The sequence below is a fragment of the Natronobeatus ordinarius genome, assembly GCF_024362485.1.
GTDB lineage: Archaea > Halobacteriota > Halobacteria > Halobacteriales > Natrialbaceae > Natronobeatus > Natronobeatus ordinarius.
This window is the reverse complement of sequence record NZ_CP101456.1, coordinates 1,039,426-1,063,970: the sequence shown is the minus strand read 5'-3', so window position 1 is coordinate 1,063,970 and position 24,545 is coordinate 1,039,426. Positions and strand designations below refer to the sequence as shown.

Here is a 24,545-nt window from a genome sequence, read left to right as displayed (position 1 = left end):
GCGCGTCACCGATCGTCCGTCGATCCGGGATCGTGAGAGTCGCCGGCCTCCCTTCGCTCCGCGTCGGAGGACCTGCCGCCAGACTCCGCCAGGGCGTCACACGCCGCCGCGCCCGCGAGCCCACCGACCGCGCCGAACGCGGTCGTCAGTACCACGCTCACGCCCAGCAAGACGACGATTACGAGGACCGCCGGCCCCGCGCCGCCGGTCAGCGGCGCTCGAGCGAGCCACTCGAGGACGACGGCGAGCAGCAGCACGCCGACGGTGAACCCGAGGCCGGTACCGACCACGGTCGCGCCGAGCCAGCCTCCATCCGAACGCGAGCGGTACCAGTAGCCGGCGACGCCGCTTCCCGCGACTGGTGCGAATCCGATCGCGGCGACGATCGAACCGGTGCTGGGCGAGCCGCCGCCGAACGAGACCACCAGCGCCGTCGCGAGCGTGACGAACAATCCGATCACGGCCCCAATCGCGGCGGCTCGAGTCTGGCCGCCAGTCTGACTCCGGCGTTCGTCGGCCGACATGGCGCTTCGTTCTCAACGAAGAGACATTATCGTTTCCGAGGTGACGGGCCCGGAGTGCGTGAGCAACCTCCAGCTCGAGTGTGATCGCCGACGGGACCGACGTGGTGCCTCACTCCGATAATTTCTACGCGTCGTGTTTACTATTTTATGTCTGACGGAAGATGTAACTGTGACTTCGGTGAAGAGATGGCCATGCGACGGGCCCTCCCCGACGACGTGCTCGTGTGCGCGGACGTCCTCGGTGCGTTCGGCGTTACGGCGGCCGACGTCCGTGCTCGCGGACGGACGTCGGACGACCTCGAGACGGCGCTCGCCGAGGCGCTCGGCGACAGCCGGGACCGGACGGCGTTTCTCCGACAGACGATCTGTCGCTCCGACCGTGGCGTCGACGTCTCGGCCCGGTATTCCGTCCGGGCGCTCGAGCGCGAGCTGTCGGATGCGTTCGCGGCGATCGGCTGGTCGCTGTCGGTCACCGACCGCGGGCGACGGCTCCGACTCGAGGCACGTGGCCCGGCGGGACGGTGCCGGGAGGTGGTGGCCGACTACCCGGAGACGCCGCTGGGGACGGACAACTTCCCGGCGATCGTCCACGCGATCGACGAGACGCTGCTCGCGGGCGTCGACGCCCGGTTCGTCCTCTGTTCGTCGGGTCGCGACCGGTGGCGGGCGGCGCTGGTCGAAGTGGACGAACTCGAGCGCGTCCGCGAGCGCTACCACGAGCGCATCGAGGCGTTCGACCGGCCACTGCTCCCCGAGCACGACGCTGCGGCCTACGTTCCGTCCGCCCGCCCGGACGGGGACGCAGTCGAGCCGTGGCCCGAGTGGGCGCTCGAGGAAGCCGACGGAACGACCGACCGACCATCGAGCGGCGGGGGAGCGTCCGCGTTCATCGAGGAAGCAGAGCCGGCCGTCGAGGACGGGGCGTCTGCGTTCATCGAGGAGGCCGAATCGGCCACCGACCGGACGACGTCGGCTCCCTCGAGTGGGGAGCCGGTGGCATCGCGAGACGGCTTCGAACTCGGCGGCTGGTCGCCGACCGTCACGCGAGTGCGTGACGACGGTGATCGTGACGCCGACTCGAGGTCGAGAGCGGAGCCGAACGAGCCGGCGGCTCGAGCGACTGGCCGATCCGGCTCGACGACGGCTGGTGGTGTCGGGCGGTCCAGTTCGAACTCGGCGGAGTCGACCCGTGACCCCTCGGCGTCCGACGACGGCTTCGGGGAACTCTCGGGGAGCGTGACGACGACGCGCGTCTCGAACGACTCGTTCGGTGCGGGCGTCGAACCCGAGAGCGAGAGCGACCGCTACCTGGCGCTCGGGGCAGCCCTCGGAACCGGCACGGACGTGTCGGTGCGAGGCCTGCTCGAGGACGAGGCGTTCCTCCCCGAGCTCCCGGCTGTCGAACCGGATGAAACGCGCATCGAGTTCACCGACGAGTTCGATCCGAACGCGGTGTCCGACGCGAGAGCCACCGCCGAGCAAAACGGCTTCGTCTGGGTCGGCGCGGGCGAACTCGAGACGGTTCGCATCGAGGACGGAGAGCACGGCTGACGCCCCCTCGACTATCGAGTGGAACGCGCCGTCGGCGTCGCCCGACCCTCAGGGGCCATCGTCGTTACGTACGCTGATCGTCGATCCCTCTGCTGGCGATCGGCGGTAACTAGGTACAACCTTCCCTATCAGTCGGCGGCCTGGTTACTCGAGTCGAGTGCCTCGAGGTCGTCCTCGTCGGGGCGTTCGCTGGTCGGGAGCGAATCCCGAAAGCGGCTGACGATCGAGCGGGCCTCGGCGAGCTCGGGTTCGCTCATGGCGCCGAGGAGCGCGAGTGCACGTCGGGCGCGGGTGCGTCGCCAGGACTCTTTGCGGTGTTCGTACGTCCGAATACCGCGGAGGAAGTCGGCTTTCGAGAACTCCGGCCAGTAGGGCGCACAGAAGAAGACGGCCGCCTCGTTGCCGTTGGCGTGCCACGGCAGGAAGTTCGAGGTCCGTTCGTCGCCGCCGGTGCGAATGATCAGGTCGACGTCCCGGACGGGCTGGTCGTAGAGGCGGCGCTCGATCGTTTCGACGTCGATCCCCTCGGGCTCGAGGTCGCCGTTCTCGACGTCGCGGGCGACGCTCCGGGCGGCACAGAGTAGTTCGTTGCGGCCGCCGTAGGCCAGCGCGACGTTGAGGACGAACTGATCGTGCTCGCGGGTACGGCGCTCGGCGTAGTCGACGGCCTCCTGGACTCGCTCGGGGAGCCGCTCGACGTCGCCGAGGATCCGGATACTGACCTCGTTGTCGTGGACCTCCTCGGCGTCGGCGAACTCCCGGAGCTTCTCACACAGCAGGTCGAACAGGGCCTCGCGCTCGTGCGGTGGTCGATCGAAGTTCTCCGTCGAGAATGTATAGAGGGTGAGTTCCTCGACGCCGACGTCCTGACACCACTCGAGGACGCGTTCGGTCGTCTTCGCTCCGGCGCGGTGCCCGTCTGGCGCGTCGGCCCCCCGCCTTCGCGCGTACCGTCGGTTGCCGTCCTGGATCACCGCGACGTGCGTCGGGGCACCCGAAATCTCTCTCGCGAGCAGCCGCTCGTAGGCTGACCCGAGACGCCGACGAAACCACTCGCTCATCATCGAATCGGACACCGCCGACGCATATGTGTCTTGTGTGTCATCCGTGACCAGTTGGGCGCCACCCGATCGCGGCGTCGAATCGTGACGGCTATCCGTCCGGCACGTCTCCTCACGGACGATGGCTGACGTGTACGACGAGGACCTCTATCGACGGACCAGGACGCTGCTCGAGCCGGGCGAGATCGAACTCAACGGCGCGATCGTCCACACGGAGTACGGGATGGACGAGGACGTGCAGATGATGCAGGCGACGATCGACGTCGGTGACGTCATCGCGGAGCACGCGGGATACGATCCCCGGGACTGTTTCGTCTACTCGGGGAACGACGACCCCGACTTCTCCTCGAACCAGCACCAGGGGCTCACCCTCGAAGACGAAGCATTCGTCTGGGAGTGTCAACAGCTGTACCGAAACGGAAGTTTCGACGTCGTGATCTACTACGAGGCGAGTGCGGACCACGAGGCGATCCTCGAGGACGTCCGCGAGCTCGGATACGAAGTGACCGGCGTCGAGGGATAGGAGTCGTTTCAACGGCCACGATATCGTGCCGAGTCGTTCCCACCGACTGAGAACGGGGGTGACTTCCTTTTTCTCGCGGTTCTGAGAGTCGAGTATGGCCGACGATGCCGGACGCTCGCCGCAGGCTGCGATCGTCGTCTCGCGGCGAGGCCGGCTATCGGTCTACTAATTGGACACCTTTACGTATGGGAGCTTCCAAGGGGGTACAAGTGATCGTGGACGTGTTCGTCGAGACAGCGCTCGCGGGGGGTGGACGGCCGTGACTGGCGTTGGCGTCGTCACCGGTGCTCGTGTGACACACGAGACCGGTTCCGTCGACGACCTCGCCGCTGCCAGCCCGGAGAGCCAGCACGCTGGCGTCGCGAGACTCCGCTCGGCGCCGGCGGTCGCGGAGGCGTACGTCCTCTCGACGTGCAATCGCGTCGAGGCCTACGTCGTTACGCCGGAGGCCGAGAACGGCCGAGAGGCGCTCGAGGACTTTTTCAGCGACGTTCCGGAGGCTGCCATCGTCCACAGCGACCACGACGAGAGCCTCGTCCACCTGCTGCGGGTCGCCGCCGGCCTCGACTCGGTCGTCCTCGGTGAGGACCAGATCATCGGACAGGTCCGCACCGCGTACGAGGACGCCCGCGGCGCTGGCGGGATCGGCCCGATGCTCGAGCCGGCTCTCACCAAGGCGTTTCGCGTCGGCGAGCGCGCCCGCACCGAGACGGCGATCAACGACGGCGTCGTCTCGCTGGGCTCGGCTGCCGCGTTGCTCGTCGCCGAGACGGCTGGGGTCGAGGGCGCGACCGCGCTCGTCGTCGGCGCCGGCGAGATGGGAGAACTCGCCGCGAAACACCTCGCAGAGCACGGCGCCGAAGAGGTCGTCGTCGCGAACCGAACCGTCTCCCGTGGCGCGGCACTCGTCGACGCCATCGACGCAGACGGCGACGTGGTCGGCCTCGACGACCTCGAGTGGGTCGCCCCCGACGCGGACGTCGTGATCGCGGCGACGGGCAGTTCCGAGCCGGTAGTCGAACCCGACCATCTCGGCGCACGCGAACAGGTCGTCGTCGATCTCGGCCAGCCACGCGACGTCCATCCCGACGCGGACGACCATCCGACCGTGACCGTCTACGACCTCGACGACCTCGAGGCGATCACTCGCCGGACCCGCGAACAGCGCGCGGAGGCCGCCGCCGAGGTCGAGGCGATCGTCGAGCGGGAGTTCGACCTCCTCACAGAGCAGTACAAGCGATCCCGGGCCGACGAGGTGATCGCAGCGATGTACGAGTCGGCCGAGCAGCTCAAAACCCGCGAACTCGAGACCGCACTCTCCCGCCTCGAGGCCACCGACGGATTCACGAGCGATCAGGCGGAGATCGTCCGGTCGATGGCCGACGCCCTCGTCGGTCAGTTGCTCGCCCCGCCGACCAAGAGCCTCCGGGAGGCCGCCGCAGAGGACGACTGGGAGACGATCAACACCGCCTTGCACCTGTTCGATCCGGAGTTCGGTCCCGAACGGTTGCCACCGTTCGTCGACGAGGACGAACGAATCGAGGACGCCGTCGGTGTGACCGACGACGACTGAAACCCCCATCAGCGATGATATTCTGACAGTAAGGCCTTCCACTACTCAGCGAGCTGTCACCGCCGAAACCGACGCTTACGGCCCGGTGGGCACAATGATTATTTAACTGGATTGCGTTCGAGCGCATATGGCGGATCTACTCTCCGACGACGAGGTCGCAGACCTGATTCCGGATGCGTGGGAGCACGACGGCGACGAGATCGTGCGCGTCTACGCGTTCGACGACTACATGCGCGGCGTCAACTTCGCGCAGATGGTCGGCGAGATCGCCGAAGCGCAGTTTCACCACCCCGAGATCGTCATCCGGTACGAGGAAGTCGAGATCCGGCTCACCAGTCACGAGGAAGGCGGCGTCACCGACAAGGACGTCGAGATGGCGGACGTGATCGAAGCAGAGTACGCAACCTGAGCGCAGCGGACGTGATCCGATATGGACGCCCAGTACCGATTCCGGGTTCGGATTCGACTCGAGCCAGCGGCCGACGACGTGCGTCTCGAGCCCGAGACGTTCGAGACGGCGTGTTCGATCACGGCGCCGGAGCCGGAGACCGAGGGGTGGCGGTTGTTCCGTGACCTCCTCTGGCGCGGCGAACTCTCCGATCAGACGTACGCCCGCCGGCTCTTCTCTGAGAAACTGGGCGTTCCCGTCGAGCGCGTCGAGTTCGCCGCCCTCCACACCGACGAGGCGTACCTCGAGGCGCTCGAGGAAGCGATCGCGGCCGACCTCGAGGCGTTCAAGGCCGACGACGTGACCGAGGTGCGCTCGAAGTACTTCGGCTCGTCGGTGATCGTCGAGCGGGAGTGATCAGGGCATCCGGCTCACGATCACGTGCTGGATGTGAACGTACTCCTCGAAGGACATCGGTGCTCGCCGTTCGATCTTCTGCTGGACCTCCTTGGCGTCGAGGTCGAGTTCCAGCTCGCTCTCGACGGCCTCCACGTCGAGCACCGCCGTCGACATCCCCAGCAAGAGGTGGTCGCAGGCGATCTCGACGACCGTCTCTGCGTCCGGCTCACCGTCGGCGAGGGCGACGAGCGCCGCCGCCTCCTCGACCGCGAGCTCCGGCGAGTCGCCGTCGAGAAGCGCCTCGAGCGTCTCCCGGTCGACGTCGGTCGTCGTCGCGGCCATCTCGAGGCCGACTGCCTCGACGATCCCGGCGAGGTCGTCGTCGTACGCCGCACGCAGCTCGGCTGGCGAATCCGGCACCGTCAGTCGCTGCTCGTAGAACATACCTCGAGTGAGGGGTGTCGGGAAGAAAGGGATTGTTATCGAGGACTCGGTTGGCGATGGGTCGATCGTCTCCGTCGGCGGTCGCGGCCGGTGTCGACGGCGTCGACGAATCCGACGGTCGCCCGGAATGCGTCGTCGTAGTCGTCGACGGCCGCCGCGATGAGGGCGAGTCCCGATTCGGCGGCGACGACGGACGGGGGGCCGCCACGGGCGGTCGCCTCGCGCGCGGCCCCGAGCGGATCACGTTTCGCACGAGTTGCCAGCCGGTCGTCCCGGCCGGAGAGCCGGTCGACGAAGCGACCGGCGGCGAGGAGCAACGCCACGCTGCGGTCGTCGTACCGGTACTCGAGGACGCGCCGACGGACGACCACGGAGTCGACGTCACGCTCTGCGAGGACGTTCACGGCCGCCTCCCGGCACGCCGGCGACGACGCGAGGTCGCCGACGAGCGCCGACGACTCGAGGAGCAACGTCTCGCAGTCGACGGACGCGGTCCAGCCTCGATCGTGCTCGTCCGGTGCGTCTCGGTCGGTCGGCGAGTGCATGCGGGCACTCGCTGCGCGATCCCGGATAAACCTGTGGCCGGTGTCGACGGCTGCCGTCGTGGCTCGTCCTCGACAGCGCTACGACCGGCTGGCATCCCTGATCTCGTCCAGGTGGTGTGCTTCGACGAGCCGTCGACTCGCGATTTCGTACCCAGTGGAAACGACGAACCCAGCAGCGCAACATTAAATTGATGTGACGATAATTACTCCTCATGAAAGTCGCCCTCATCGGCGTCGGACAGGCTGGCGGGAAGGTGACCGAGCGCCTGACCCGCTTCGACGCGGAGATGGAGTTCAACGCGGTCCAGGGTGCCCTCGCGATCAACTCCGCGCGTGCGGACCTCCAGGGACTCGAGTTCGTCGAGACGGTGTTAATCGGACAGGACCGCGTGAACGGCCACGGGGTCGGCGGCGACAACGAACTCGGCGCCGAAGTCATGGCGTCGGACGTCGACGAGGTGCTCACCGCCCTCGACGGCCACGTGACGTCGCGGGCGGAGGCCATCTGGGTCGTCGCGGGACTCGGCGGCGGCACCGGCTCCGGTGGCGCGCCGGCGCTCGTCCACCACCTCACGCGCATCTACGACGTTCCGGTCTACGCCCTCGGTATTCTCCCCGGCCGAAACGAGGGCGCGCTCTATCAGGCCAACGCCGGGCGCTCGCTGAAGACGCTCGTCCGCGAGGCGGACGCCACCCTCCTGATCGATAACGACGCCTGGCACGAACAGGGCGAGAGCGTCGAGGGTGCGTTCGAGACGATCAACGCGAAGATCGCCCAGCGCGTCGGCCTCCTGCTCGCCGCGGGTGAGGCCATCGAGGGTGTCGGCGAGAGCGTGGTCGACTCGAGCGAAGTGATCAACACCCTCCGCAGCGGCGGCATCGCGGCACTCGGCTACGCCAGCGCAGTCGCCGCCGAAGACAGTGCCGAGAACATCACCACCGTGCTGAGCGTCGCCCGACAGGCACTACTCACCGGTACCAGCCTTCCGGACGCGACGGAGGCCGACTCGGCGCTGCTGGTGATCGCCGGCGCTCCCGACCGCATTTCGAGAAAAGGCGTCGAGAAGGCCCGTCGCTGGCTCGAGGACGAGACGACGAGCATGCAGGTCCGGGGCGGTGACTTCCCGCTCGAGAGCGATCGGCTCGCCGCACTCGTCTTACTCGGCGGAACGGAGCGGTCAGATCGGATCGGCGAGTTCATGGAACGTGCACGCCAGGCCCAGAACGAACGGGAGCCAGCGTCCGTCGATCGGGCCGAACTGTTCACGGACGACCGCCTCGAGGATCTGTTCTGACCGACGGAGTTGGACGGGTCGTCACCCTGTTTTCGACCCCGACGAGTTATATGCGGATCGGACGGTCGTGTGAACCGGTTACACGGGCTGACAGGCCTCCCTGCTAACGATTTCCACGGTATTTCCGACCGGTACATTTAAATTGCGGGCCACAGTAGTTGCCAGTACCAGAACGCCACCGGCGAGGCGTGTATCGCTCGACAATCGATGACAGGGAATCTTATTCACCGAGGTTTCGCAGGTCTCGAGCGTCCGCGTTCGTCGGTGCGGGTATGGCACAGAGGGTTTACTAACACATGGTAGACGAATCGCAAAACATCGAACTCACAGACGAACACCTCGAAAACGACTCCAAAGGCCAGCTCATCAAGAAGGCCGGACAACTCCGGGACCGACGAAACGAGCTGAACCAGATGGCTTCTGAACGCGCCTCCAAGCGCGACGACCTCAACGCGAAGACGCGCGAGAAGGTCGACGAGGCGCAAGAACACCGCGAGAAACGCGACGAGCTCAACGAGCAGGTCCAGGAGCACAAACAGCTGCGTAACGAGCTCAACGCCGAGGCCAACGAGCTGTTCGACCACGTCGAGAAGCTCAAATCCGACATGGAGCTCGACGAAGGCAAGGATCTCGAGGAACTCGAGGCCGAGATCGAACAGCTCGAGTTCAAACAGCAGACCGAGGTCCTCTCGAGCGACGAAGAGCGCGAGCTGATCGAGAAGATCGAGTCAAAGCGCGAGGAGTACGCCGAGCGCAAGGACAAACTCGAGGGGAACGAAGACCTAGAGGAGCTCATCGAGGAGGCCGAGGAGGTCCGCTCTGAGGCGTCACAACATCACCAGAAGGTGACGGAGCTCGCCGACCAGGCCCAGGAGCACCACAACCAGATGATCGAGGCCTACCGCGAGGCCGACGACGTCCGTGACGAGGCCGACGAGATGCACGAGTCGTTCGTCGAGGCCCAGGAAGCTGCCGACCGTCACCACGAGGACTTCGTCCGCGTCCAGAAGCGCCTGCGCGAGATGGACAAACAGGAAGAAAAGCAGCGCAAGTCCGCTCGCGACAAGAAGAAAGAGGAAGCCAAGGCCGAGGCCGAGGAGATCTACCAGAAGTTCAAGGAAGGCGAGACCCTCGACACCGAGGACCTGATGAAGCTGCAGAAGACCGGTCTGCTCTAACTTTCTCGAGGTCTTTCTCACTCGGTTTTTTTTTTCGCGACGAGCCGCGCCACTGCGACGAGCCGCGCCACGCTGCTCACGCGACGGCTCGCGATCGGTGCGTACGCACTGCGCTCGATCAAGACCACTCGACTCCGTCGACGTCAACGCTTAACAGTCCAGCAGCCCCAGAGTGGGGTATGAATCGAGGTGTCCCCGGTGGTGGGTAGTCGAACGGTCGGCCGGCTCGTCGTCGTCGTGGTCGGCGCCGTGTCGTTCGCCGCCGCCGGCATCTTTCTGTTCGTGGTCGTTCCGGAAACGCTCGCGGACCTCCTCGGCATCCTGTTCGCGCTCGTGGCTGTCCTCCTCGGGGTCAGGGTTGCGAGCAACGTCGCCCGGTCGCTCTTTCCGAACTACGACGTCGCCGAGGTCGCCGTCCAGGGGCCGATCACGCGCGATGGCGGCGGCGGCCCGCTCCCCTCGAGTCCGCGGGCGACACCGGCGGACGCCATCGTCGAGCAGATCGACCGGGCGAACGACGACGGCAACGTCCGGGCACTCCTGTTGAAGCTCAATACGCCGGGCGGGGAGGTCGTCCCGAGCGACGACATCAGACTCGCCGCCGAGCGGTTCGAGGGGCCAACGATCGCGTACGCGACCGACGTCTGTGCCAGCGGCGGCTACTGGATCGCCAGCGGCTGTGACGAACTCTGGGCGCGCGAGGCGAGCATCGTCGGCTCGATCGGCGTCATCGGCTCGCGGGTCAACGCCACGGAGCTCGCCGAGAAGGTCGGCCTCTCCTACGAGGGCTTTACCGCCGGCGAGTACAAAGACGCGGGCACTCCGCTGAAGGAAATGAACGACGACGAACGTGACTATCTCCAGGGACTGATCGACGAGTACTACGAGACGTTCGTCGACCGGGTGAGCGACGGCCGAGAGCTCGAGCCCGACGAGATCCGTGACACAGAGGCACGAGTCTACCTCGGCGAGACGGCCCACGACCTCGGTCTCGTCGACGAACTGGGCACCCGCGAGGACGTCGAGGAGGCGCTCGCGGATCGACTCGAGCTCGAGACGGTAGCCGTCACGGAGTTCGAACCGGAGCGGCCGCTGATGCAACGGCTGGGTGGCGGCGCCCAGCGCGTCGCCTACGCCTTCGGCGCGGGCGTGGCGGGCGTCGTGGACGACCGCGAGTTTCGGCTGCGGATCTGACACAGGATGCTCGAACCGACGGACTGACGGCCCACCGCACGGGGTCGAACGATAAGTGGTTTTATCGTCACAGGGAATGCATCGGACACCGTGACAACGCTGGTCGTCTGCCTCGACCGGAACGACGACGTCGGCCGCAAGACCGGCCTTCGGACGCCCGTCGTCGGCTGGGAGGCAGTTCGCGCGCTCGTGACCGACGTCGGGCTCGCCGATCCCGAGGACTCGGGAGTGAACTCGTTGCTCGAGACCCTGCGGGTCGCCCAGAGCCTGCGCGACGACGACGAGGAGCCGGTGGTCGCCGTCGTCTCGGGCGACCGGGACTCGATGGTGAGCGCCGATCGCGCGGTGGCACGCCAGCTGGACGACCTCATCGCGGAGTACGACCCCGACTCCGCCGTGGTCGTCATCGACAGCGCGGAAGACGAGCGGCTGGTGCCGATCGTCGAGAGTCGCGTCCGGGTCGACTCCGTCGACCGGGTGGTCGTCCGCCAGGCCCGGGACATCGAGTCGACGTACTACCTGCTCAAGCAGTTTCTCGCCGACGAGGAGCTCCGTCAGACGATCCTCGTTCCGATCGGGCTCACGCTACTCGCATTCCCGATCCTCGCGATCCGGTTCGGGACGGCGGAGGGCGCGGCCGCGATCACGACCGTCATCGGCCTCTTCCTGCTCTACAAGGGGTTCAGCGTCGACGAGATCCTGACCGCGCTCGCTCGCCGCGCCCGGGAGTCGCTGTACACTGGCCAGGTGTCGGTCGTCACCTACGTCGTCGCCGTTGGACTGACGCTCGTGGGGCTGTTCGCCGGCGCGCTCGGCGTCTCGACGCTCGACGACCCACAGGGCGTGTTCCTCCCGGCGATGCGCTTTGCCTTCGACAGCGTCCCCTGGCTGGCGATGGCCGCGTTGACGGCGAGCGCCGGCCGGCTGCTCGACGAGATCATCGACGAGGAACCGCTGCGTAGCTCCCTGCTCAACCTGCCCTTTATCGTCCTCGCGGTCGGCCTCGTCGTCCGCGGCTTCTCCGGCTACTTCCTCCAGCAGGCGACCGTCCTCGGCCCGCTCGAGGTGCCCGCGATGGGCGTCGGCGCGCTCTCGGTCGACAGCTTCGTCGTCGAAGCCGGCCAGCGCCTCGCGATCTTCGTCGTCGCCGCCCTCGTGGTGAGCCTCCTGGGCGTTCGTATCGGCTCGTCGTTCGGCGGCGCCAACCTCGAGGAGTCGACGGACGCCGACGCCGAGCCGGAGGGCGAACACGCCGGAGGTGGCTCGAATCCGGCGACTGCGAGTGAGTCGGACGCCGGTGGCCCTGGATCGGATCCAGAACTCACCGACGGCGGCTCCCACTCCGACACCGAATCGACCGCCACGAACGAGGACGACGCGGAATCGGACGGCTGATCGCCGTCGACCGGTCTCGCCATCCCTTTACCCGAGCGGACGTAGCGTACCCCCATGAGCGAAACAGACGGGGCGTGGGTGAGCCTCTTTTCGGGCGGCAAGGACTCTTCCTGGGCGCTCTACCGGGCGCTCGAGCGCGGCCTCGACGTGCGACGGCTCGTCACCGTCCACCCGGCGGGTGACTCCTACATGTACCACGTACCGGCGACCGATCTGGCGACGCTGGCCGCCGAGAGCGTCGGCATCCCACTCGTCGACGTCGAACCCGACGACTTCGAGGCCGAGGCGGCTGCCGATTCCGGAACCCAGGGCGACGCCGAGCTCGAGCCGCTCGAGGCCGCACTGCGCGACCTCGATGCCGAACTCGAGGGCGGCCTCGCGGGCGTCACCGCGGGCGCCGTCGAGAGTGAGTACCAGACGAGTCGCATCGAAGCGATGTGCGACCGGCTCGACTGTGACCTCTTCGCGCCGCTGTGGCGGGAGGACCCACGGACGCTGGCCGACCAGATGCTCGACGCGGGTTTCGAGATCGTGATCGTCCAGGTGGCGGCGGGCGGCCTCGACGAGTCCTGGCTCGGTCGGACGATCGACGAAGCGGCGCTCGAAGAGCTCGAGGCGCTCAACGAGCGCTACGGCGTCCACATCCTGGGCGAGGGCGGCGAGTTCGAGACGCTGGTGGTCGACGGCCCGCACATGGACCGACGGATCGCCCTCGAGTACGAGCCCAAGTGGGAGGGGACGCGCGGACGGATTCAGATCACGGACGCACGGCTCGAGTGACTGGCGCCGACGTGTCGCCCCTGCTTAGCTCACAGAATTCCCGCGGCGGCGGCCGCCTCGAGTTCGCGCTCGTCGGCGAACGTCACCCAGGCCAGCTGGTCGAGTTCGATCCGTCGGTAGCTCGTCTCGATCGCCAGCCACTCACAGGAGGCGACCGTCCGCAGCGGCTCCGAGGCGTCGAGCGGCGAGGACTCGAGCTCGTCGGCGACGGCCTCGACGAGGGCGATTGCTTGCGGATCGGGCTTCACGGTGTCGACGCCGGCGAGCAGCCGAAGATACTGGAACGTCGCCGGGCCGACGCCCGAGATCGCGCCGATCGGGTCCTCGTCGTACCGGTAGACGTCCGCCGCGGCCGCCCACGAGCGAAGCGCCTCGAGGTCGTCCCCCGCCGATCGATCGGCCAGGACCGTCGCGGCCGCACACAGCACGTGACGCTTTCGCTGCGCGCCGACGGCCTCGACGAGGGTGTCGTCCTGAGGATCGAGCGCGGCGAGGGCTGCGAAGGTCCGCACCCGACCGGGATCGACGAACGCGTCGCGAAATCGCTCGACGGTCGCTCGGACGCCCGTGAAGTAGCCCTGGCCGGTCGTCGACGCAGCCGCCTCGACGAGCAACAGCACGGGGTCGTCGCCAGCGACGCGATCGAACTCGAGGAACGCTCTCGCGAGTCGTTCGTACGGCATCCCGTCCGCGTAGCCGTCGAGGACGGCCTGGGCGGCGCTCGTGTGCACGTCGAGACCAGTCACGCGGCAAACCTATAGGTGTACCGACCGGTTGGGGAGCGACGCCGGCGAGGGTTGCTCGAGGGCCGGCGATCCGATCTGTTTCGTGCGAGCCGTGTCTGCCTGTTTGTCGTCCGGATCGAGCCGTCGGACCTCGTCACCGCTACACCATGTGCTCGTCGTGTTCGCTCGAGCGAATCGACCCGCTTTTACCCACACCGGCCAAAGCGGCCCCCGTGCGCCGGTTTTCCGCCGACTACCTGCGTCGGACCCGCGAGGGCATGTGGGCTGACTCCCGCGACGCGCTCGTCCCGCTCGAGCTCGACGACCGCGAGCGAATCCTCGACGTCGGCTGTGGCACGGGCGAGCTGAGCCGCGTGCTCGCCGCCGAGTCACCGGGCAAGGTAATCGGCTGTGACGCCGACCCCGGCTTGCTCGAGGTTGCCCGCGAACACGTGCCAGTCGTCGCAGGCGACGCCACGCGACTGCCGTTCCCCGACGACGCGGTCGACCTCGTCGTCTGCCAGGCGCTGCTGATCAACCTCCCCGACCCCGTCGCGGCCGTCTCGGAGTTCGCCCGCGTCTCGAGCGACCTCGTCGCGGCGATCGAACCCGACAACGCCGCGGTGGCGATCGACTCGAGCGTGGCGAGCGAAGCCCGGCTCGCCCGCCGCGCCCGACGGGCCTACCTCGAGGGGATCGAGACGGACGTTTCCCTCGGGGCGGACGCGAGCGAGACGTTCGAGGCGGCCGACCTCGAGGTACTCGAGACCAGGCGGTACGACCACACGCGGACGATCGAACCGCCGTACGACGACCCGGCGCTGGCCGCCGCCCGGCGGAAGGCGACGGGATCGGGGCTGGCCGACGACCGGGAGACGATGCTCGCGGGCGACCTCTCGCCGGCGGGCTACGACGACCTCCGCAGTGAGTGGCGCGCGATGGGTCGGGACGTCGTCGAGCAGATGCGCGACGGGGAGTACTGCCGACGCGAGACCGTTCCGTTCTACGTGACCGTCGGCCGGGCGTGACGTCCGCGGTGGACTGTCACCTCGCCCATCCGTCTCCCATCGCCTCTCTTTCACCCACCGAACCGGAACCGTTTATTGGCGAGGCCCACGCTCGAGTACGTGAAGACGAGATGCGACTCGAGGGAGAGAGCGAAGTGATCAGGGAGGCGTTTCCCGAGGCGTACGTCGACGTCGCGGTGTTCGTGACCGAACTCGGCGCGTCGACGACGCTGATGTTCGTGCTCGCGATGAACTACTGGCTCACGCGCCGACACGAGACGGCGCTCGTCGTGAGCTACACGCTCGCCGGGGCGGCGTTCCTGATCGGCCTGAAGGCGATTCTCGGGATGCCACGACCACCCGAGGAACTCTTCTTGATCCCGCTCGACGGCGACGAGTACGGCTTCCCGAGCGGACACGCCTTCGCCGCCGCCCTCGTCTACGGTGGGCTCGTCTCGGCGTTCGACCGCACGCGCGATTTCAGGGTGGTCGCCGGGGCCGCGACGCTGATCGGGCTCATCGCCCTCTCGCGCGTCGTTCTCGGCGTCCACTACCTCGGAGACGTGCTCGTCGGTGGCGCCCTCGGCGTCGCCTTTCTGCTCGTCCTGGAACGACTCGTCGCTGGCGACCCACGCCGTGGCTTCGCCATCGCTGCCGTCCTCGCGATTCCGTCGATCGTCGTCACCGGGGGCGCCGACCAGGCGCTGATCGCCCTCGGCGGCGGCCTCGGCGGACTGGCCGTCTCGAGTCGACTCGAGGAGCTCCCCGCGCTTCGGTCGCGACTCGAGGGTGCGATACTCGCCCTCGGCGGCCTGGCGTTCGTCGCCGTCGCCGTCGTCGTCGAGTCGATCGTCGGCTGGTTCGAGCCGGCGTTCGTCGTCGTCTACGCGGCCATCGTCGTGGGCATCTTACTCGCCCCCGCAGCCGTCGGTCGGCTCGAGTGGTCGCGACTCGAGTCGTAGCCGGCGGCCGACCAGTCGTCCGCGACAGCCGTGAGTCAGCTCTCGTACTCGAGGTTCCGATCCCGCTCGTCACGGGCGTCCTGCGCCCACTTCTCGACGTCCTCGAGCGTCTCGGTCTCGAGTAAGCGCTCGAGTTTGTGTTCGAACTGCTCGTCGGTGAGTTCGCCACGGGCGTAGCGATCGCGCAGCGTCTCGAGGGAGTTCTCGTCGGCCGTCTCGTTGCCGTTGCGTCCTCGTTCCTTCGCCCGTTCGGCGACGTCCATCCATCGCTCGACCTCATCGGGGTCCGTGCCGACGGCCATCGTCTCACCCGAGAGGATCGCGAAGGTCGGCACCAGCAGGAGCCACCCCACGACGAAGACGGCGAGGGCGGCGGTGAGACCGACGAACAGCCCCGCGAGGATTCCCAGCGGGAGCGTCGCGACCGCGGCAATCGCCGTCAGCGACTGGAAGAACCAGTTCGTCCGTCGTGCCATGGCGGGTAATCACAACCCACCGACAAAAACGGTGTCCATTTCGATCCTCGCCGGACACCGTTCCGGACGACTCGTCGGTCGAGTTACCTGCTTCTGACTCATCGTCGTCCAGCCACTCCCTTCGGTCCTCTTCGTCGCCAAACAGCAGGGCAACGAGTGGGGTGATCACGAACGCACCAACAACGAACGATCCGCGACAGCCGCGAGTCAGCTCTCGTACTCGAGGTTCCGATCCCGCTCGTCACGGGCGTCCTGCGCCCACTTCTCGACGTCCTCGAGCGTCTCGGTCTCGAGTAAGCGCCCGAGTTTGTGTTCGAACTGCTCGTCGGTGAGTTCGCCGCGGGCGTAGCGATCGCGCAGGGTCTCGAGGGCATTCCGGTTGTTCGACTGGCTCGGCGACGAAGGGACAGTGGTGGACGCCTCGTCGCTCGAGTCGACGGCTTCTGACTCCTCGTCTTCCCACTCCCACCACTCGCGTCGATCCGCCTCGTCGCCGAACAGCAGGGCAACGATCGGGACGACGACGATGTAGCCGACGAGCAAGACGGGGAGCCACAGCTGTCCGGTTCCCGGCGTGAACAGCAACAGGAGCCAGAGTCCCGTGACGAGCGTCGCCGTGATCTCCGTGAGGTTCTCACGGACGCGGGTCGCCGGGTCGTCGTCCATGTTTGGTACTGCAGGCGCCGATGGCAAAGAGCTTTCTACAGGACGACACGAGCGAGCGCCCCTCACCAGGGTTCGTTCTTCAGCCCGAGTTTGTAGGCGATGACGTTGGTCGTCACGTGGAGAACCGGCGTGATGATCACGATGACTGCGAGCACGGGAAGGGTGAACGTCTCGAGGAACCAGCCGGGTTCGACGAGGAACGCGAGTGCGAGCGAGACGACGACGAAGTCTAGCTGGTCGACGCCCGGGAACGCCGCACCCCGTTCGCGTCCGGTCCGTCGTTTGAGAAACGATGCGAGGATGTCGCCGAGCATCGCCCCGAACGGAAGCGCGATGACGACCGCGGGCGGGAACGTCGGTAACGAAACGCCGAGCGCCGAGCCGACGTCACTCCCGATGGCGTTGAGCAAGAGCGCCAGCGCGGCGCCGACGGCCGTTCCGACGGCCGTGCCACGCCAGGTCTTTCCGTCGCCGAGAATCCGTCTCCCACCCCAGGTCCGACCGCCGTCGATCGGTCGGCCGCCGCCGGCGAGCACCGCGGCGTTGTTCGGCACGTAGGCGGGCAACATCGCCCAGAACGCGACGACGATCGTCTCGAGTACTGCCATGTCGGGTCCGACGGGCTGTCCTGTCTTAACGGCCGGTGGTTCGTCCCGGCGCGGTTCTTCCGGGAACTCGTCACGAACAAACTAGTATTTGGCGCGCGAACTGTTCCGTATGATCCCGCCCATCGCGAACCGCTTCGTCGCGGGAGAGTCTCCGGCGGTCGCGCTCGAGCGCGTTCGACGCGTGAACGACCGCGACGTGAAGGCGATCGTCAACCTGCTCGGCGAGCACTACGACGACCGCGAGACCGCCGAGGCGGACGCGGCGGCGTACCGCCAGCTGATCGACGACGTCGCCGACGCGGGGCTCGAGGCCTGCGTCTCGGTCAAGCCGTCTCAGCTCGGCCTCGACCTCGGCGAGGACGTCTTTCGCGACCTGCTGTCGGGAATCGTCGAGCGCGGGGCCGAACGCGACGTCTTCGTCTGGATCGATATGGAAGATCACACGACGACGGACGCGACCCTCGACGCCTACGAGGCGCTGGCGCGCGAACACGGCGGCGGGGTCGGCGTCTGCGTACAGGCGAACCTGCGACGCACCCGGGAAGACGTCGAGCGTCTCGCAGCCGTCCCCGGGAAGGTGCGGTTCACGAAGGGAGCCTACGACGAGCCGGCCGAGGTCGCCTACACGGACAAGGCGGTCGTCGATCGGGAGTACCGGGCGCTGCTCGCGTACGCCTTCGAACGGTACGACGACGGGATCGCAGTCGCGAGCCACGATCCCGAGATGATCGACCACGCGATCGGGTTGTACGAGACCCACGGAACGCCGTTCGAGATCCAGATGCTCATGGGCGTTCGCGAAGACGCACAGTACGAGCTCGCAGAGGAGTACGAGGTCTGGCAGTACCTCCCATACGGGAGCCGGTGGAAGTCGTACTTTTACCGACGGGTGATGGAACGAAAGGAGAATGTACGGTTCGCACTGCGAGCAGTGCTCGGCCGGTAAAAGGAAGGGCTCATAATCCTATGGTGTGAGTTTGGGTACATGACCTCGTGGAAGCGGGACTTCGCGAGCGGGCTCGTCGTCCTCGGCCCGATCCTCGTCACCCTCTACATCATCTACTGGCTTTACGGGCTCATCGCCGGCATTACGCCCGGGCTCATCCTCGATGCGGACGCGCTCATACCGCTTATCCCGGGTGATTCGGACCAGGCCGAACAGAGCCGCGAACAGATCGCACAGTTTCTTCGCGTCATCGTTGCGCTGACCGTCTTCGCGATCCTCACACTCTCGATGGGCTATCTCATGCGCACGACGGTTGGCGGCCTCGTCGAACGGATGGTCGACGACGTCGCCAACAGCGTTCCGGGGCTGCGCGTCGTCTACAACGCCTCGAAGATGGCCGCCGAGACCGCCTTCGGCGAACAGGAGTCCCTGCAGTCGCCCGTCAAACTCGAGACCTGGAACGGGCTTCGGATGACGGCGTTCAAGACGGGCAAGAAGACCAGCGACGGCCGTGAGGTACTGTTCATGCCGACCTCGCCGAACATCACGACGGGGTTCGTCATCGAGGTCGAACCCGACCGCATCACCGAACTCGACGAGGACGTCGAGGACGCGCTGACCCGCGTACTGAGCGCTGGCTTCGGCGACGCCGAAGGGAGCCGGGGAATGGACGCCGGGGTTCCGATCGACGTCGTCGACGATCGGGTCGCGAAAAAGAGCGACGACGACGACTGAGTACCGCTCCGAGAACGGTTCCACGCCGACCGCGGCGCTTTATACCACCGCACCCGACAGTCCACACGTGGAGTGTCACGTCTACTACGAGGGCGACGACGACCCGAAGAAGTGTACTGCACGTCGCCTCGAGCGATTCGATCGGGCGATCCTCCACCGGTCGATGCGCGCGGTGCCCTACGGCGTCGTGCTCAACCCGCACGCCGAGCGGGCGCTGTCGCCCGCCGACGCCGAGGAGGCGCTCGACACGATCGTCGCACTCGACTGCTCCTGGGAGTCGGCCGAGGAGGCGGCCTTTACCATGCGCGGTGTCCATCGCGCGCTCCCCTTCCTCGTCGCCGCGAACCCCGTCAACTACGGCCGGCCGTTCCGGCTCACTACCGCCGAAGCGCTCGCCGCCGCCCTCGCTATCTTCGGCGACCGCGAGCAGGCGGCCCACCTGCTCGAGCCGTTTCGCTGGGGTGAGACGTTCCTGACGCTCAACGAGGAGCCGCTTCGCCGATACGCCGACTGCACGGACTCGAGTGAGGTCGTCGCCGTCCAGGACGACTACCTCGCCGACGAGTCGGCCGACACCGACTGACCGTCGTGTGAGTGGTCGTCGACGGATCGACTCCGCTCGAACGAGATCAGTGCCATTAAATGCACGACCGGCCAATCCACCCGCATGGCCAGTTTCGACGCCGCCGAGCGACGGACTCTCGACAAACTGATCTGTATGCGCTGTAACGCCCGCAACCACCAGCGAGCCGAACGCTGCCGGAAGTGCGGCTACGACAAACTCCGCCCCAAGGCGAAAGAAGCGCGCAGCACCTGATCGGCCACTCGATCGGTGCTGCCGTCCGTTTCCTTGTCGACGGCGACCGTCGACATCGACTCACCGACCGCTCGAGCGACGCCGACGCACGCGGTGTGACGGAACGCGCTCGGAGGCCAGCTATCCGTCGGGATACTTCGGTTCGCGTTTTTCGGCCCGTTCGAGCGCTGTCTCGACGACGTCGCGGACGTCGCCGTGGAAGACACCGCCGTGGCCGGCGTACAGCTGCTCGACCGAGTCGGGCAGCCGCTCGAGCAGTCGGTCGATGCTCTCGATGAGTTCCTCGCGTGACTGGCCGGGCATGTCGGTGCGGCCGAAGCTGCCGTAGTCGAACGCGCCGTCGTCGTGGACGACCACGTCGCCCGAAAAGAGCGTCGTCTCGGAGACGAACGAGACGTGGTCGTCGGCGTGACCCGGCGTGAAGACGACCTCGAACTCCTCGTCGCCGATCGGCACGACGTCGCCGTCGGCGAGCTCGTAAGTTCGGTCGGGATGGTCGGCGTAGGCGTACACCTCGGGGTCGAACGCTTCGCAGACGGCCTCGAGCTGTTCGACGTGGTCGCCGTGCTGGTGGGTGAGAACGACGGCGTCGAGCTCGTCGGTGTGCTCGCGAATCGCCTCGACGATGCCGTCCATCGCGCCCGCATCGACGAGCGTCGTCCGCTCGCCGAGCACGAGAAAGACGTTACACGTGAACGTCTCTGCGTCCTCGGTGACGTGGTGAACTGCCATACGCGGGGGGTCGACTGCCGGCGACAAAATACTGGCGTTCGGGCGGGTCGGCCCGCGAACTCGCCGACACGGCGGATTCCCGGGCACGGTTTCGCCGTTCGGTCCGACCCGTGTCACTCCTCGTCGAAGACGTCCTCGCCCTCGATCGCGTGCTCCGCGACGACGTCCAGGTCGAGGGTCACGCCGAGTCCCGGCTCCTCGGGAATCTCGATGTAACCGTCTTCGATCACGTCCTCCTCGACGAGGGCTTCCCACCAGTCGAGCTGGTAGGAGTGGTACTCGACCGCGAGCGCGTTCGGGATCGCTGCACCGACGTGGGCGCTCGCGACCGTCGCCACCGGCGAGGAGACGTTGTGCATCGCCACGGGGACGTAGTAGAGGTCCGCGAGGTCGGCGATCTTCCGCGTCTCGCGCATGCCGCCGACTTTTGGCATGTCCGGCGCGATGATGTCCACGGCCTGCCCCTCGAGCAACCGCCGCTGACCGTGTTTCCGATACACGTTCTCCCCGACCGTGATCGGCGTCGTCGTCGACTGGGTGACCTCGCGCTGGACGTCGTGGTTCTCCGGGGGGACGGGATCTTCGAGCCACCAGACGTCGTACTCCTCGAGGCGCTTTGCAAGTCGTTTCGCGCTGTCGGCCGAAAAGCTCCAGTGGCAGTCGAAGGCGACGTCCGCGCGGGAGCCGACGCGTTCGGTAACGGCCTCGACGATGCTCGCTTTGTGTTCGATCTCGACGTTTCGCAGGTGGCGGTTCGCCCGATCCCGCTCGTGGCCCGAGGGGACGTCGAGGTCGAACTTCAGGGCGTCGAATCCGAGTTCCTCGACGACGCGCTCGGCCTCGTCGGCGCAGGCGATCGGGTCCGCCTCCTCTGCGGTGTGACAGTCGCAGTAGACGCGCACCTCGTCGCGGTACTTCCCGCCGAGGAGCTGGTAGGCCGGCACCTCGAGGATCTTTCCGGCCAGATCGTGCAGCGCCACCTCGATCCCCGAGATGGCGGTGACGGTGACGCCGCCGATCGAGCCCTCGCCGGACATCTTCTGGACGAGGTGCTCGGTGAGCCGGTCGATATCGAGGGGATTCTCGCCGACGACGAACGGCTTCATTCGCTCGATCAGCTCGGGTGCGCCCGCGCCCCAGTAGGCCTCGCCGGTGCCGACGATCCCGGCGTCGGTGTAGACGCGCACGAGCGTCCAGGGGAAGTTGCCATCGACCATCGTCGTCTGGACGTCCGTGATCTCGACGTCGCGGCCGCCGCCGCGCTCGCGCGTGACGTTCATCGTCTCCGCGGAGAGCTCCCGCATCGTGTACTCGAGATTTGGATCACGGAGCGTCGAGTAATCGATTCCCATACCCGCCCGTCGACGCCGACGGCCGTAAAACGGTGCGGTGGTGTGACCCCGTCGGGTGGCTACTCGAGTGCGTCGACGAGCTCCTCGGGCTCGGCGTCGAAGCCACCGGCCTGGGCGACCCGGTCGGAGCCGCCGCCCCCGCCGCCGAACGCGTCGGTGAGGTCGTCGACGACCGCCGCGGCCGATCGGTCCCCGGCCGAGCCGACGACGACGAACGGCGGGGAGTCTCGCCCGACGACGGCGACGACGTCGGCACGGTCGCCAGCGCGCTCCTGGGCGATCTCGCTCAGCTCGTTCGCCGACGCTCCTTCGACCGTCGTCACGAGCCAGCGCTCGCCGTCGCGCTCGGTCGGCTCGACGGCCTCGAGCTGGCTCTCGATCAGTTGCCCGTTCAGCGTCCTGACCTCTTCCTCGAGTTCCTCGCGTGTTGTGACGACTCGCTCGAGTTCCTCTGGCACGGCGTCGATGCTGGCGCCGAGGGCCTCTTTGGCGGCCAGCGTCGCGCGCTTCTCGGCCGTCCGGCGCTCGATGGCTCGCGGGCCGACCGCGAACTCGACGCGCGTCATTCCTTCGCCGGGATTCGACCGTTCCAGGACGGTCACGGGGCCGACTTCGCGGGTGTTCCGGACGTGGGTGCCGCCGCAGGCGGCGACGTCCCACGGATCGGTAGCATTGGTGGCGTCGTTGTCGCCGGACTCTCCGACCGTAACGATTCGAACCTGTCCCTTCGTGAACGCCCCCTCCTCGGTTGCCTCGTTGAACGCGATCTCCTCGCGCTCGCGTGCCTCTGCGACCGGGATCGCTTCCCAGGAGACCGGCCGGGACTCCCAGACCGCCCGGTTGACCAGCCGGTCGAGTTCGACCAGGACCTCGTCGTCGATCGGCGTGCTCGTCTCTAAGTCGACGCGGACTTTCTCTTCGCCGATGTCGAACCCGCCGTAGCCGAGCTCCTCGAGGAGCCTGCGACCTGCACCGTAGAGCAGGTGGCTCGCCGTGTGTGCTCGCATACAGTACAGCCGGAACGACCGATCGAGCGATCCGATGACGCGCTGTCCCGGCCGGAACGACGGCTCCTCGGCGAGGACGTGCATCGGCTCACCGTCGACGAGCCTGACGTCCTCGACGGGAACGTCGCCGATCGTGCCCCGATCGGCCGGCTGGCCCCCGCTCTCGGCGTAAAAGTAGCTCTCCTCGAGCCAGACCTTCCGCCCGTCGACTGACTGCACCTCGCTCTCGAACCGCGTGGTGTACGGCTCGGCTGCCGCCCGTTGCCCACTCATCGGTCTCACTCCGTGGCCCTCCGGTAAAAGTGTGCCCGCCTCACTCGGCGAGGTCGACGTCGAGTCGCTCCTCTAGGGCGTCGATCAGTCCACCGCCGACGCCCGCCTGGGTCGCCCGACCCTGCTCGATCGCCAGCAGGTCGGCCTCGCGCGCGCCGAGTTCCTCGGCCAGTTCCTCGCGCGTCAGGCCCGCCGTCTGGCGCGTCTCCTCGAGCAGCTCGCCGTAGCCCGAGACGAGGTACGGGAGCGGGTCGTCGTCGTAGTTCGTCCCCTCTCGCTCCCAGTGTTCGGAGTCGCCGTCCCAGATCGGGTTCGCTTTCGCGACGTTCTGGGCGGCGCGTTGCTTCCGGTTCGGTTCGTCGTCTCTGCCGCCGCTCGAACCGCTCGAGCCGCGACGCTTCGACCGCGTTTCGTCCCCGTGGGGTGCACAGTCGGGACAGACCTCGAGCGTGGCGCCAGCGATCGTCGCCGTTCGCAGCGAGTCGCTCTCGGCGCCACAGAGCTCACAGGCCGTCCCGCCGCCACCCGACGACGTGCCCGTCGAGTACTTTGCCATGGGGGTGTTTCGCACTTGCAACATTTGAATACACCGCTCGTCCGGCAGGAATGGGACCACGGAACAGCCTCGGGGACAAAGGAAAGGGCTTTTATAATCACACTGGATACGAGTGAGTGCGGAGAAAGACACGCGAGCGTGGGTAGCCAAGCCAGGCCAACGGCGCAGCGTTGAGGGCGCTGTCCCGTAGGGGTCCGCCGGTTCAAATCCGGTCCCACGCATCGCACGACGGATAATCCGTCTAAGATGCAGGTGATCTCCCTTCGTGGACATCACCCACGCATAATCCTTCGAAGAACTACACCGAACAGCCACGGCGCTATCCGTGGGGGTCCGCCGGTGAGCAGTCGGCGACGCCGACTGCGAACGTCGTCGTGGAGCGGAGCGGAACGACGGAAGTTCAAATCCGGTCCCACGCATCGCACGACGGATAATCCGTCTAAGATGCAGGTGATCTCCCTTCGTGGACATCACCCACGCATAATCCTTCGAAGAACTACACCGAACAGCCACGGCGCTGTCCGTGGCAGGAGTTCGTCGATTTGGACGTTCCAGCTACCGGACTGCGTCGGTCGTCTGAACGCTCGGGAAAGAGTTGTGTCCATCGACACCATAGTACACGACGGGGTGACGAGGATGGCCGATACGTACTACATCTGTACGGAACCGGACTGCACCTTCTCGACCAGGTACCGAAGCCACCGGCGGGCGCACGAGTATCAGACCGGTCACGTCGTCGGCGTGAGACGGCTGGACCGGGATCCCGTCTGATCCCCCGGTCGCGACCCCACGGACGCCGTGGTCACTGATCGACGATCGAGCGTACGTTTTTG

Annotated in this window: 29 protein-coding genes and 1 tRNA gene; 18 read left to right on the top strand and 12 right to left on the bottom strand. The window is 67.0% G+C overall.

The annotated features are described in order from the left end of the window. Positions 1-5: 5 nt before the first annotated feature. A complete protein-coding gene (locus tag NMQ09_RS05490) occupies positions 6-524 on the bottom strand; it encodes a hypothetical protein (RefSeq protein ID WP_255193439.1) in 519 nt (172 codons plus the stop codon). 147 nt (positions 525-671) lie between these two features. Between NMQ09_RS05490 and NMQ09_RS05485 the strand changes: the two genes are divergently transcribed. Continuing rightward, on the top strand, positions 672-2,075 hold the full coding sequence (locus NMQ09_RS05485) for a hypothetical protein (RefSeq protein WP_345781282.1): 1,404 nt from the start codon (positions 672-674) through the stop codon (positions 2,073-2,075). Positions 2,076-2,203: 128 nt separating this feature from the next. On the opposite strand, the gene uppS is transcribed toward NMQ09_RS05485, so the two are convergent. Continuing rightward, positions 2,204-3,136 (bottom strand): polyprenyl diphosphate synthase, encoded by a 933-nt coding sequence (uppS, locus tag NMQ09_RS05480; RefSeq protein WP_255193438.1) that lies wholly within the window; start codon positions 3,134-3,136, stop codon positions 2,204-2,206. A 121-nt stretch (positions 3,137-3,257) separates the two neighbouring features. Between uppS and NMQ09_RS05475 the strand changes: the two genes are divergently transcribed. The 4 genes from NMQ09_RS05475 to lwrS all read left to right on the top strand — a co-directional run bounded on the left by NMQ09_RS05475 (position 3,258) and on the right by lwrS (position 6,037). Beyond that, entirely contained in the window at positions 3,258-3,659 is a 402-nt protein-coding gene (locus NMQ09_RS05475) for a DUF5778 family protein (RefSeq protein ID WP_255193437.1), read from the top strand. Positions 3,660-3,918: 259 nt separating this feature from the next. Next, positions 3,919-5,232: a glutamyl-tRNA reductase gene (gene hemA, locus NMQ09_RS05470; RefSeq protein ID WP_255193436.1), complete on the top strand. Its 1,314-nt coding sequence runs from the start codon at positions 3,919-3,921 to the stop codon at positions 5,230-5,232. Positions 5,233-5,359: 127 nt separating this feature from the next. Further along, positions 5,360-5,641: a 4a-hydroxytetrahydrobiopterin dehydratase gene (locus tag NMQ09_RS05465; RefSeq protein WP_255193435.1), complete on the top strand. Its 282-nt coding sequence runs from the start codon at positions 5,360-5,362 to the stop codon at positions 5,639-5,641. Between the two features lie 21 nt (positions 5,642-5,662). Continuing rightward, positions 5,663-6,037 carry an LWR-salt protein gene (gene lwrS / locus NMQ09_RS05460; RefSeq protein WP_255193434.1) on the top strand — a complete coding sequence of 125 codons (375 nt, stop codon included), beginning with the start codon at positions 5,663-5,665 and terminating at the stop codon, positions 6,035-6,037. On the opposite strand, the gene NMQ09_RS05455 is transcribed toward lwrS, so the two are convergent. Beyond that, entirely contained in the window at positions 6,038-6,463 is a 426-nt protein-coding gene (locus NMQ09_RS05455) for a DUF5791 family protein (RefSeq protein WP_255193433.1), read from the bottom strand. Positions 6,464-6,498: 35 nt separating this feature from the next. Further along, entirely contained in the window at positions 6,499-7,008 is a 510-nt protein-coding gene (locus NMQ09_RS05450) for a hypothetical protein (RefSeq protein ID WP_255193432.1), read from the bottom strand. Positions 7,009-7,220: 212 nt separating this feature from the next. Here NMQ09_RS05450 and NMQ09_RS05445 point away from each other — a divergent pair, with 212 nt between their 5' ends. From NMQ09_RS05445 to NMQ09_RS05425, 5 genes are all read left to right on the top strand, one after another. After that, positions 7,221-8,303 carry a tubulin/FtsZ family protein gene (locus tag NMQ09_RS05445; RefSeq protein ID WP_255193431.1) on the top strand — a complete coding sequence of 361 codons (1,083 nt, stop codon included), beginning with the start codon at positions 7,221-7,223 and terminating at the stop codon, positions 8,301-8,303. A 296-nt stretch (positions 8,304-8,599) separates the two neighbouring features. After that, positions 8,600-9,481 carry a coiled-coil protein gene (locus NMQ09_RS05440; protein ID WP_255193430.1) on the top strand — a complete coding sequence of 294 codons (882 nt, stop codon included), beginning with the start codon at positions 8,600-8,602 and terminating at the stop codon, positions 9,479-9,481. A gap of 198 nt (positions 9,482-9,679) precedes the next feature. Next, positions 9,680-10,675: a signal peptide peptidase SppA gene (gene sppA / locus NMQ09_RS05435; protein WP_255193429.1), complete on the top strand. Its 996-nt coding sequence runs from the start codon at positions 9,680-9,682 to the stop codon at positions 10,673-10,675. 90 nt (positions 10,676-10,765) lie between these two features. Beyond that, positions 10,766-12,070: a DUF373 family protein gene (locus tag NMQ09_RS05430; RefSeq protein ID WP_255193428.1), complete on the top strand. Its 1,305-nt coding sequence runs from the start codon at positions 10,766-10,768 to the stop codon at positions 12,068-12,070. Between the two features lie 54 nt (positions 12,071-12,124). Beyond that, entirely contained in the window at positions 12,125-12,850 is a 726-nt protein-coding gene (locus NMQ09_RS05425; protein WP_255193427.1) for a diphthine--ammonia ligase, read from the top strand. Positions 12,851-12,879: 29 nt separating this feature from the next. Here the strand turns inward: NMQ09_RS05425 and NMQ09_RS05420 are convergent, their stop codons facing one another. Further along, positions 12,880-13,533, bottom strand: a complete 654-nt coding sequence (locus NMQ09_RS05420) for a hypothetical protein (RefSeq protein WP_255194557.1) — start codon at positions 13,531-13,533, stop codon at positions 12,880-12,882. 275 nt (positions 13,534-13,808) lie between these two features. Between NMQ09_RS05420 and NMQ09_RS05415 the strand changes: the two genes are divergently transcribed. After that, positions 13,809-14,603, top strand: coding sequence for a class I SAM-dependent methyltransferase (locus tag NMQ09_RS05415; protein ID WP_255193426.1), 795 nt, complete (start codon positions 13,809-13,811; stop codon positions 14,601-14,603). Between the two features lie 110 nt (positions 14,604-14,713). Next, complete coding sequence (locus NMQ09_RS05410) at positions 14,714-15,544, top strand: phosphatase PAP2 family protein (protein WP_255193425.1); 831 nt, start codon at positions 14,714-14,716, stop codon at positions 15,542-15,544. 35 nt (positions 15,545-15,579) lie between these two features. On the opposite strand, the gene NMQ09_RS05405 is transcribed toward NMQ09_RS05410, so the two are convergent. The 3 genes from NMQ09_RS05405 to NMQ09_RS05395 form a co-directional block, all read right to left on the bottom strand. Continuing rightward, positions 15,580-16,020 carry an SHOCT domain-containing protein gene (locus tag NMQ09_RS05405; RefSeq protein WP_255193424.1) on the bottom strand — a complete coding sequence of 147 codons (441 nt, stop codon included), beginning with the start codon at positions 16,018-16,020 and terminating at the stop codon, positions 15,580-15,582. A gap of 207 nt (positions 16,021-16,227) precedes the next feature. Further along, entirely contained in the window at positions 16,228-16,686 is a 459-nt protein-coding gene (locus NMQ09_RS05400; RefSeq protein ID WP_255193423.1) for an SHOCT domain-containing protein, read from the bottom strand. A gap of 62 nt (positions 16,687-16,748) precedes the next feature. Then, on the bottom strand, positions 16,749-17,294 hold the full coding sequence (locus NMQ09_RS05395) for a CDP-2,3-bis-(O-geranylgeranyl)-sn-glycerol synthase (RefSeq protein ID WP_255193422.1): 546 nt from the start codon (positions 17,292-17,294) through the stop codon (positions 16,749-16,751). A 109-nt stretch (positions 17,295-17,403) separates the two neighbouring features. Between NMQ09_RS05395 and NMQ09_RS05390 the strand changes: the two genes are divergently transcribed. The 4 genes from NMQ09_RS05390 to NMQ09_RS05375 all read left to right on the top strand — a co-directional run bounded on the left by NMQ09_RS05390 (position 17,404) and on the right by NMQ09_RS05375 (position 19,792). Continuing rightward, positions 17,404-18,240 (top strand): proline dehydrogenase family protein, encoded by an 837-nt coding sequence (locus tag NMQ09_RS05390; RefSeq protein WP_255193421.1) that lies wholly within the window; start codon positions 17,404-17,406, stop codon positions 18,238-18,240. A 39-nt stretch (positions 18,241-18,279) separates the two neighbouring features. Next, positions 18,280-18,975 (top strand): DUF502 domain-containing protein, encoded by a 696-nt coding sequence (locus NMQ09_RS05385; protein WP_255193420.1) that lies wholly within the window; start codon positions 18,280-18,282, stop codon positions 18,973-18,975. A gap of 67 nt (positions 18,976-19,042) precedes the next feature. Then, complete coding sequence (locus NMQ09_RS05380; protein ID WP_255193419.1) at positions 19,043-19,558, top strand: DUF367 family protein; 516 nt, start codon at positions 19,043-19,045, stop codon at positions 19,556-19,558. A gap of 84 nt (positions 19,559-19,642) precedes the next feature. Further along, on the top strand, positions 19,643-19,792 hold the full coding sequence (locus NMQ09_RS05375; protein WP_255193418.1) for a 50S ribosomal protein L40e: 150 nt from the start codon (positions 19,643-19,645) through the stop codon (positions 19,790-19,792). Between the two features lie 120 nt (positions 19,793-19,912). On the opposite strand, the gene NMQ09_RS05370 is transcribed toward NMQ09_RS05375, so the two are convergent. The 4 genes from NMQ09_RS05370 to NMQ09_RS05355 all read right to left on the bottom strand — a co-directional run bounded on the left by NMQ09_RS05370 (position 19,913) and on the right by NMQ09_RS05355 (position 23,712). Continuing rightward, positions 19,913-20,524, bottom strand: coding sequence for an MBL fold metallo-hydrolase (locus NMQ09_RS05370; protein WP_255193417.1), 612 nt, complete (start codon positions 20,522-20,524; stop codon positions 19,913-19,915). 113 nt (positions 20,525-20,637) lie between these two features. After that, on the bottom strand, positions 20,638-21,876 hold the full coding sequence (locus NMQ09_RS05365; protein ID WP_255193416.1) for a mandelate racemase/muconate lactonizing enzyme family protein: 1,239 nt from the start codon (positions 21,874-21,876) through the stop codon (positions 20,638-20,640). Positions 21,877-21,935: 59 nt separating this feature from the next. Then, positions 21,936-23,156, bottom strand: coding sequence for an alanyl-tRNA editing protein (locus tag NMQ09_RS05360; RefSeq protein ID WP_255193415.1), 1,221 nt, complete (start codon positions 23,154-23,156; stop codon positions 21,936-21,938). A gap of 40 nt (positions 23,157-23,196) precedes the next feature. Further along, a complete protein-coding gene (locus NMQ09_RS05355; protein ID WP_255193414.1) occupies positions 23,197-23,712 on the bottom strand; it encodes a helix-turn-helix domain-containing protein in 516 nt (171 codons plus the stop codon). 136 nt (positions 23,713-23,848) lie between these two features. On the opposite strand from NMQ09_RS05355, the gene NMQ09_RS05350 reads away from it, so the two are divergent. Both NMQ09_RS05350 and NMQ09_RS05345 read left to right on the top strand, forming a co-directional pair. Next, positions 23,849-23,933 (top strand) — tRNA-Leu (locus tag NMQ09_RS05350). A gap of 415 nt (positions 23,934-24,348) precedes the next feature. After that, the gene (locus NMQ09_RS05345; protein ID WP_255193413.1) at positions 24,349-24,483 is read left to right on the top strand and encodes a hypothetical protein; all 135 of its coding nucleotides are present in this window, start codon (positions 24,349-24,351) and stop codon (positions 24,481-24,483) included. Positions 24,484-24,545: the final 62 nt, after the last annotated feature.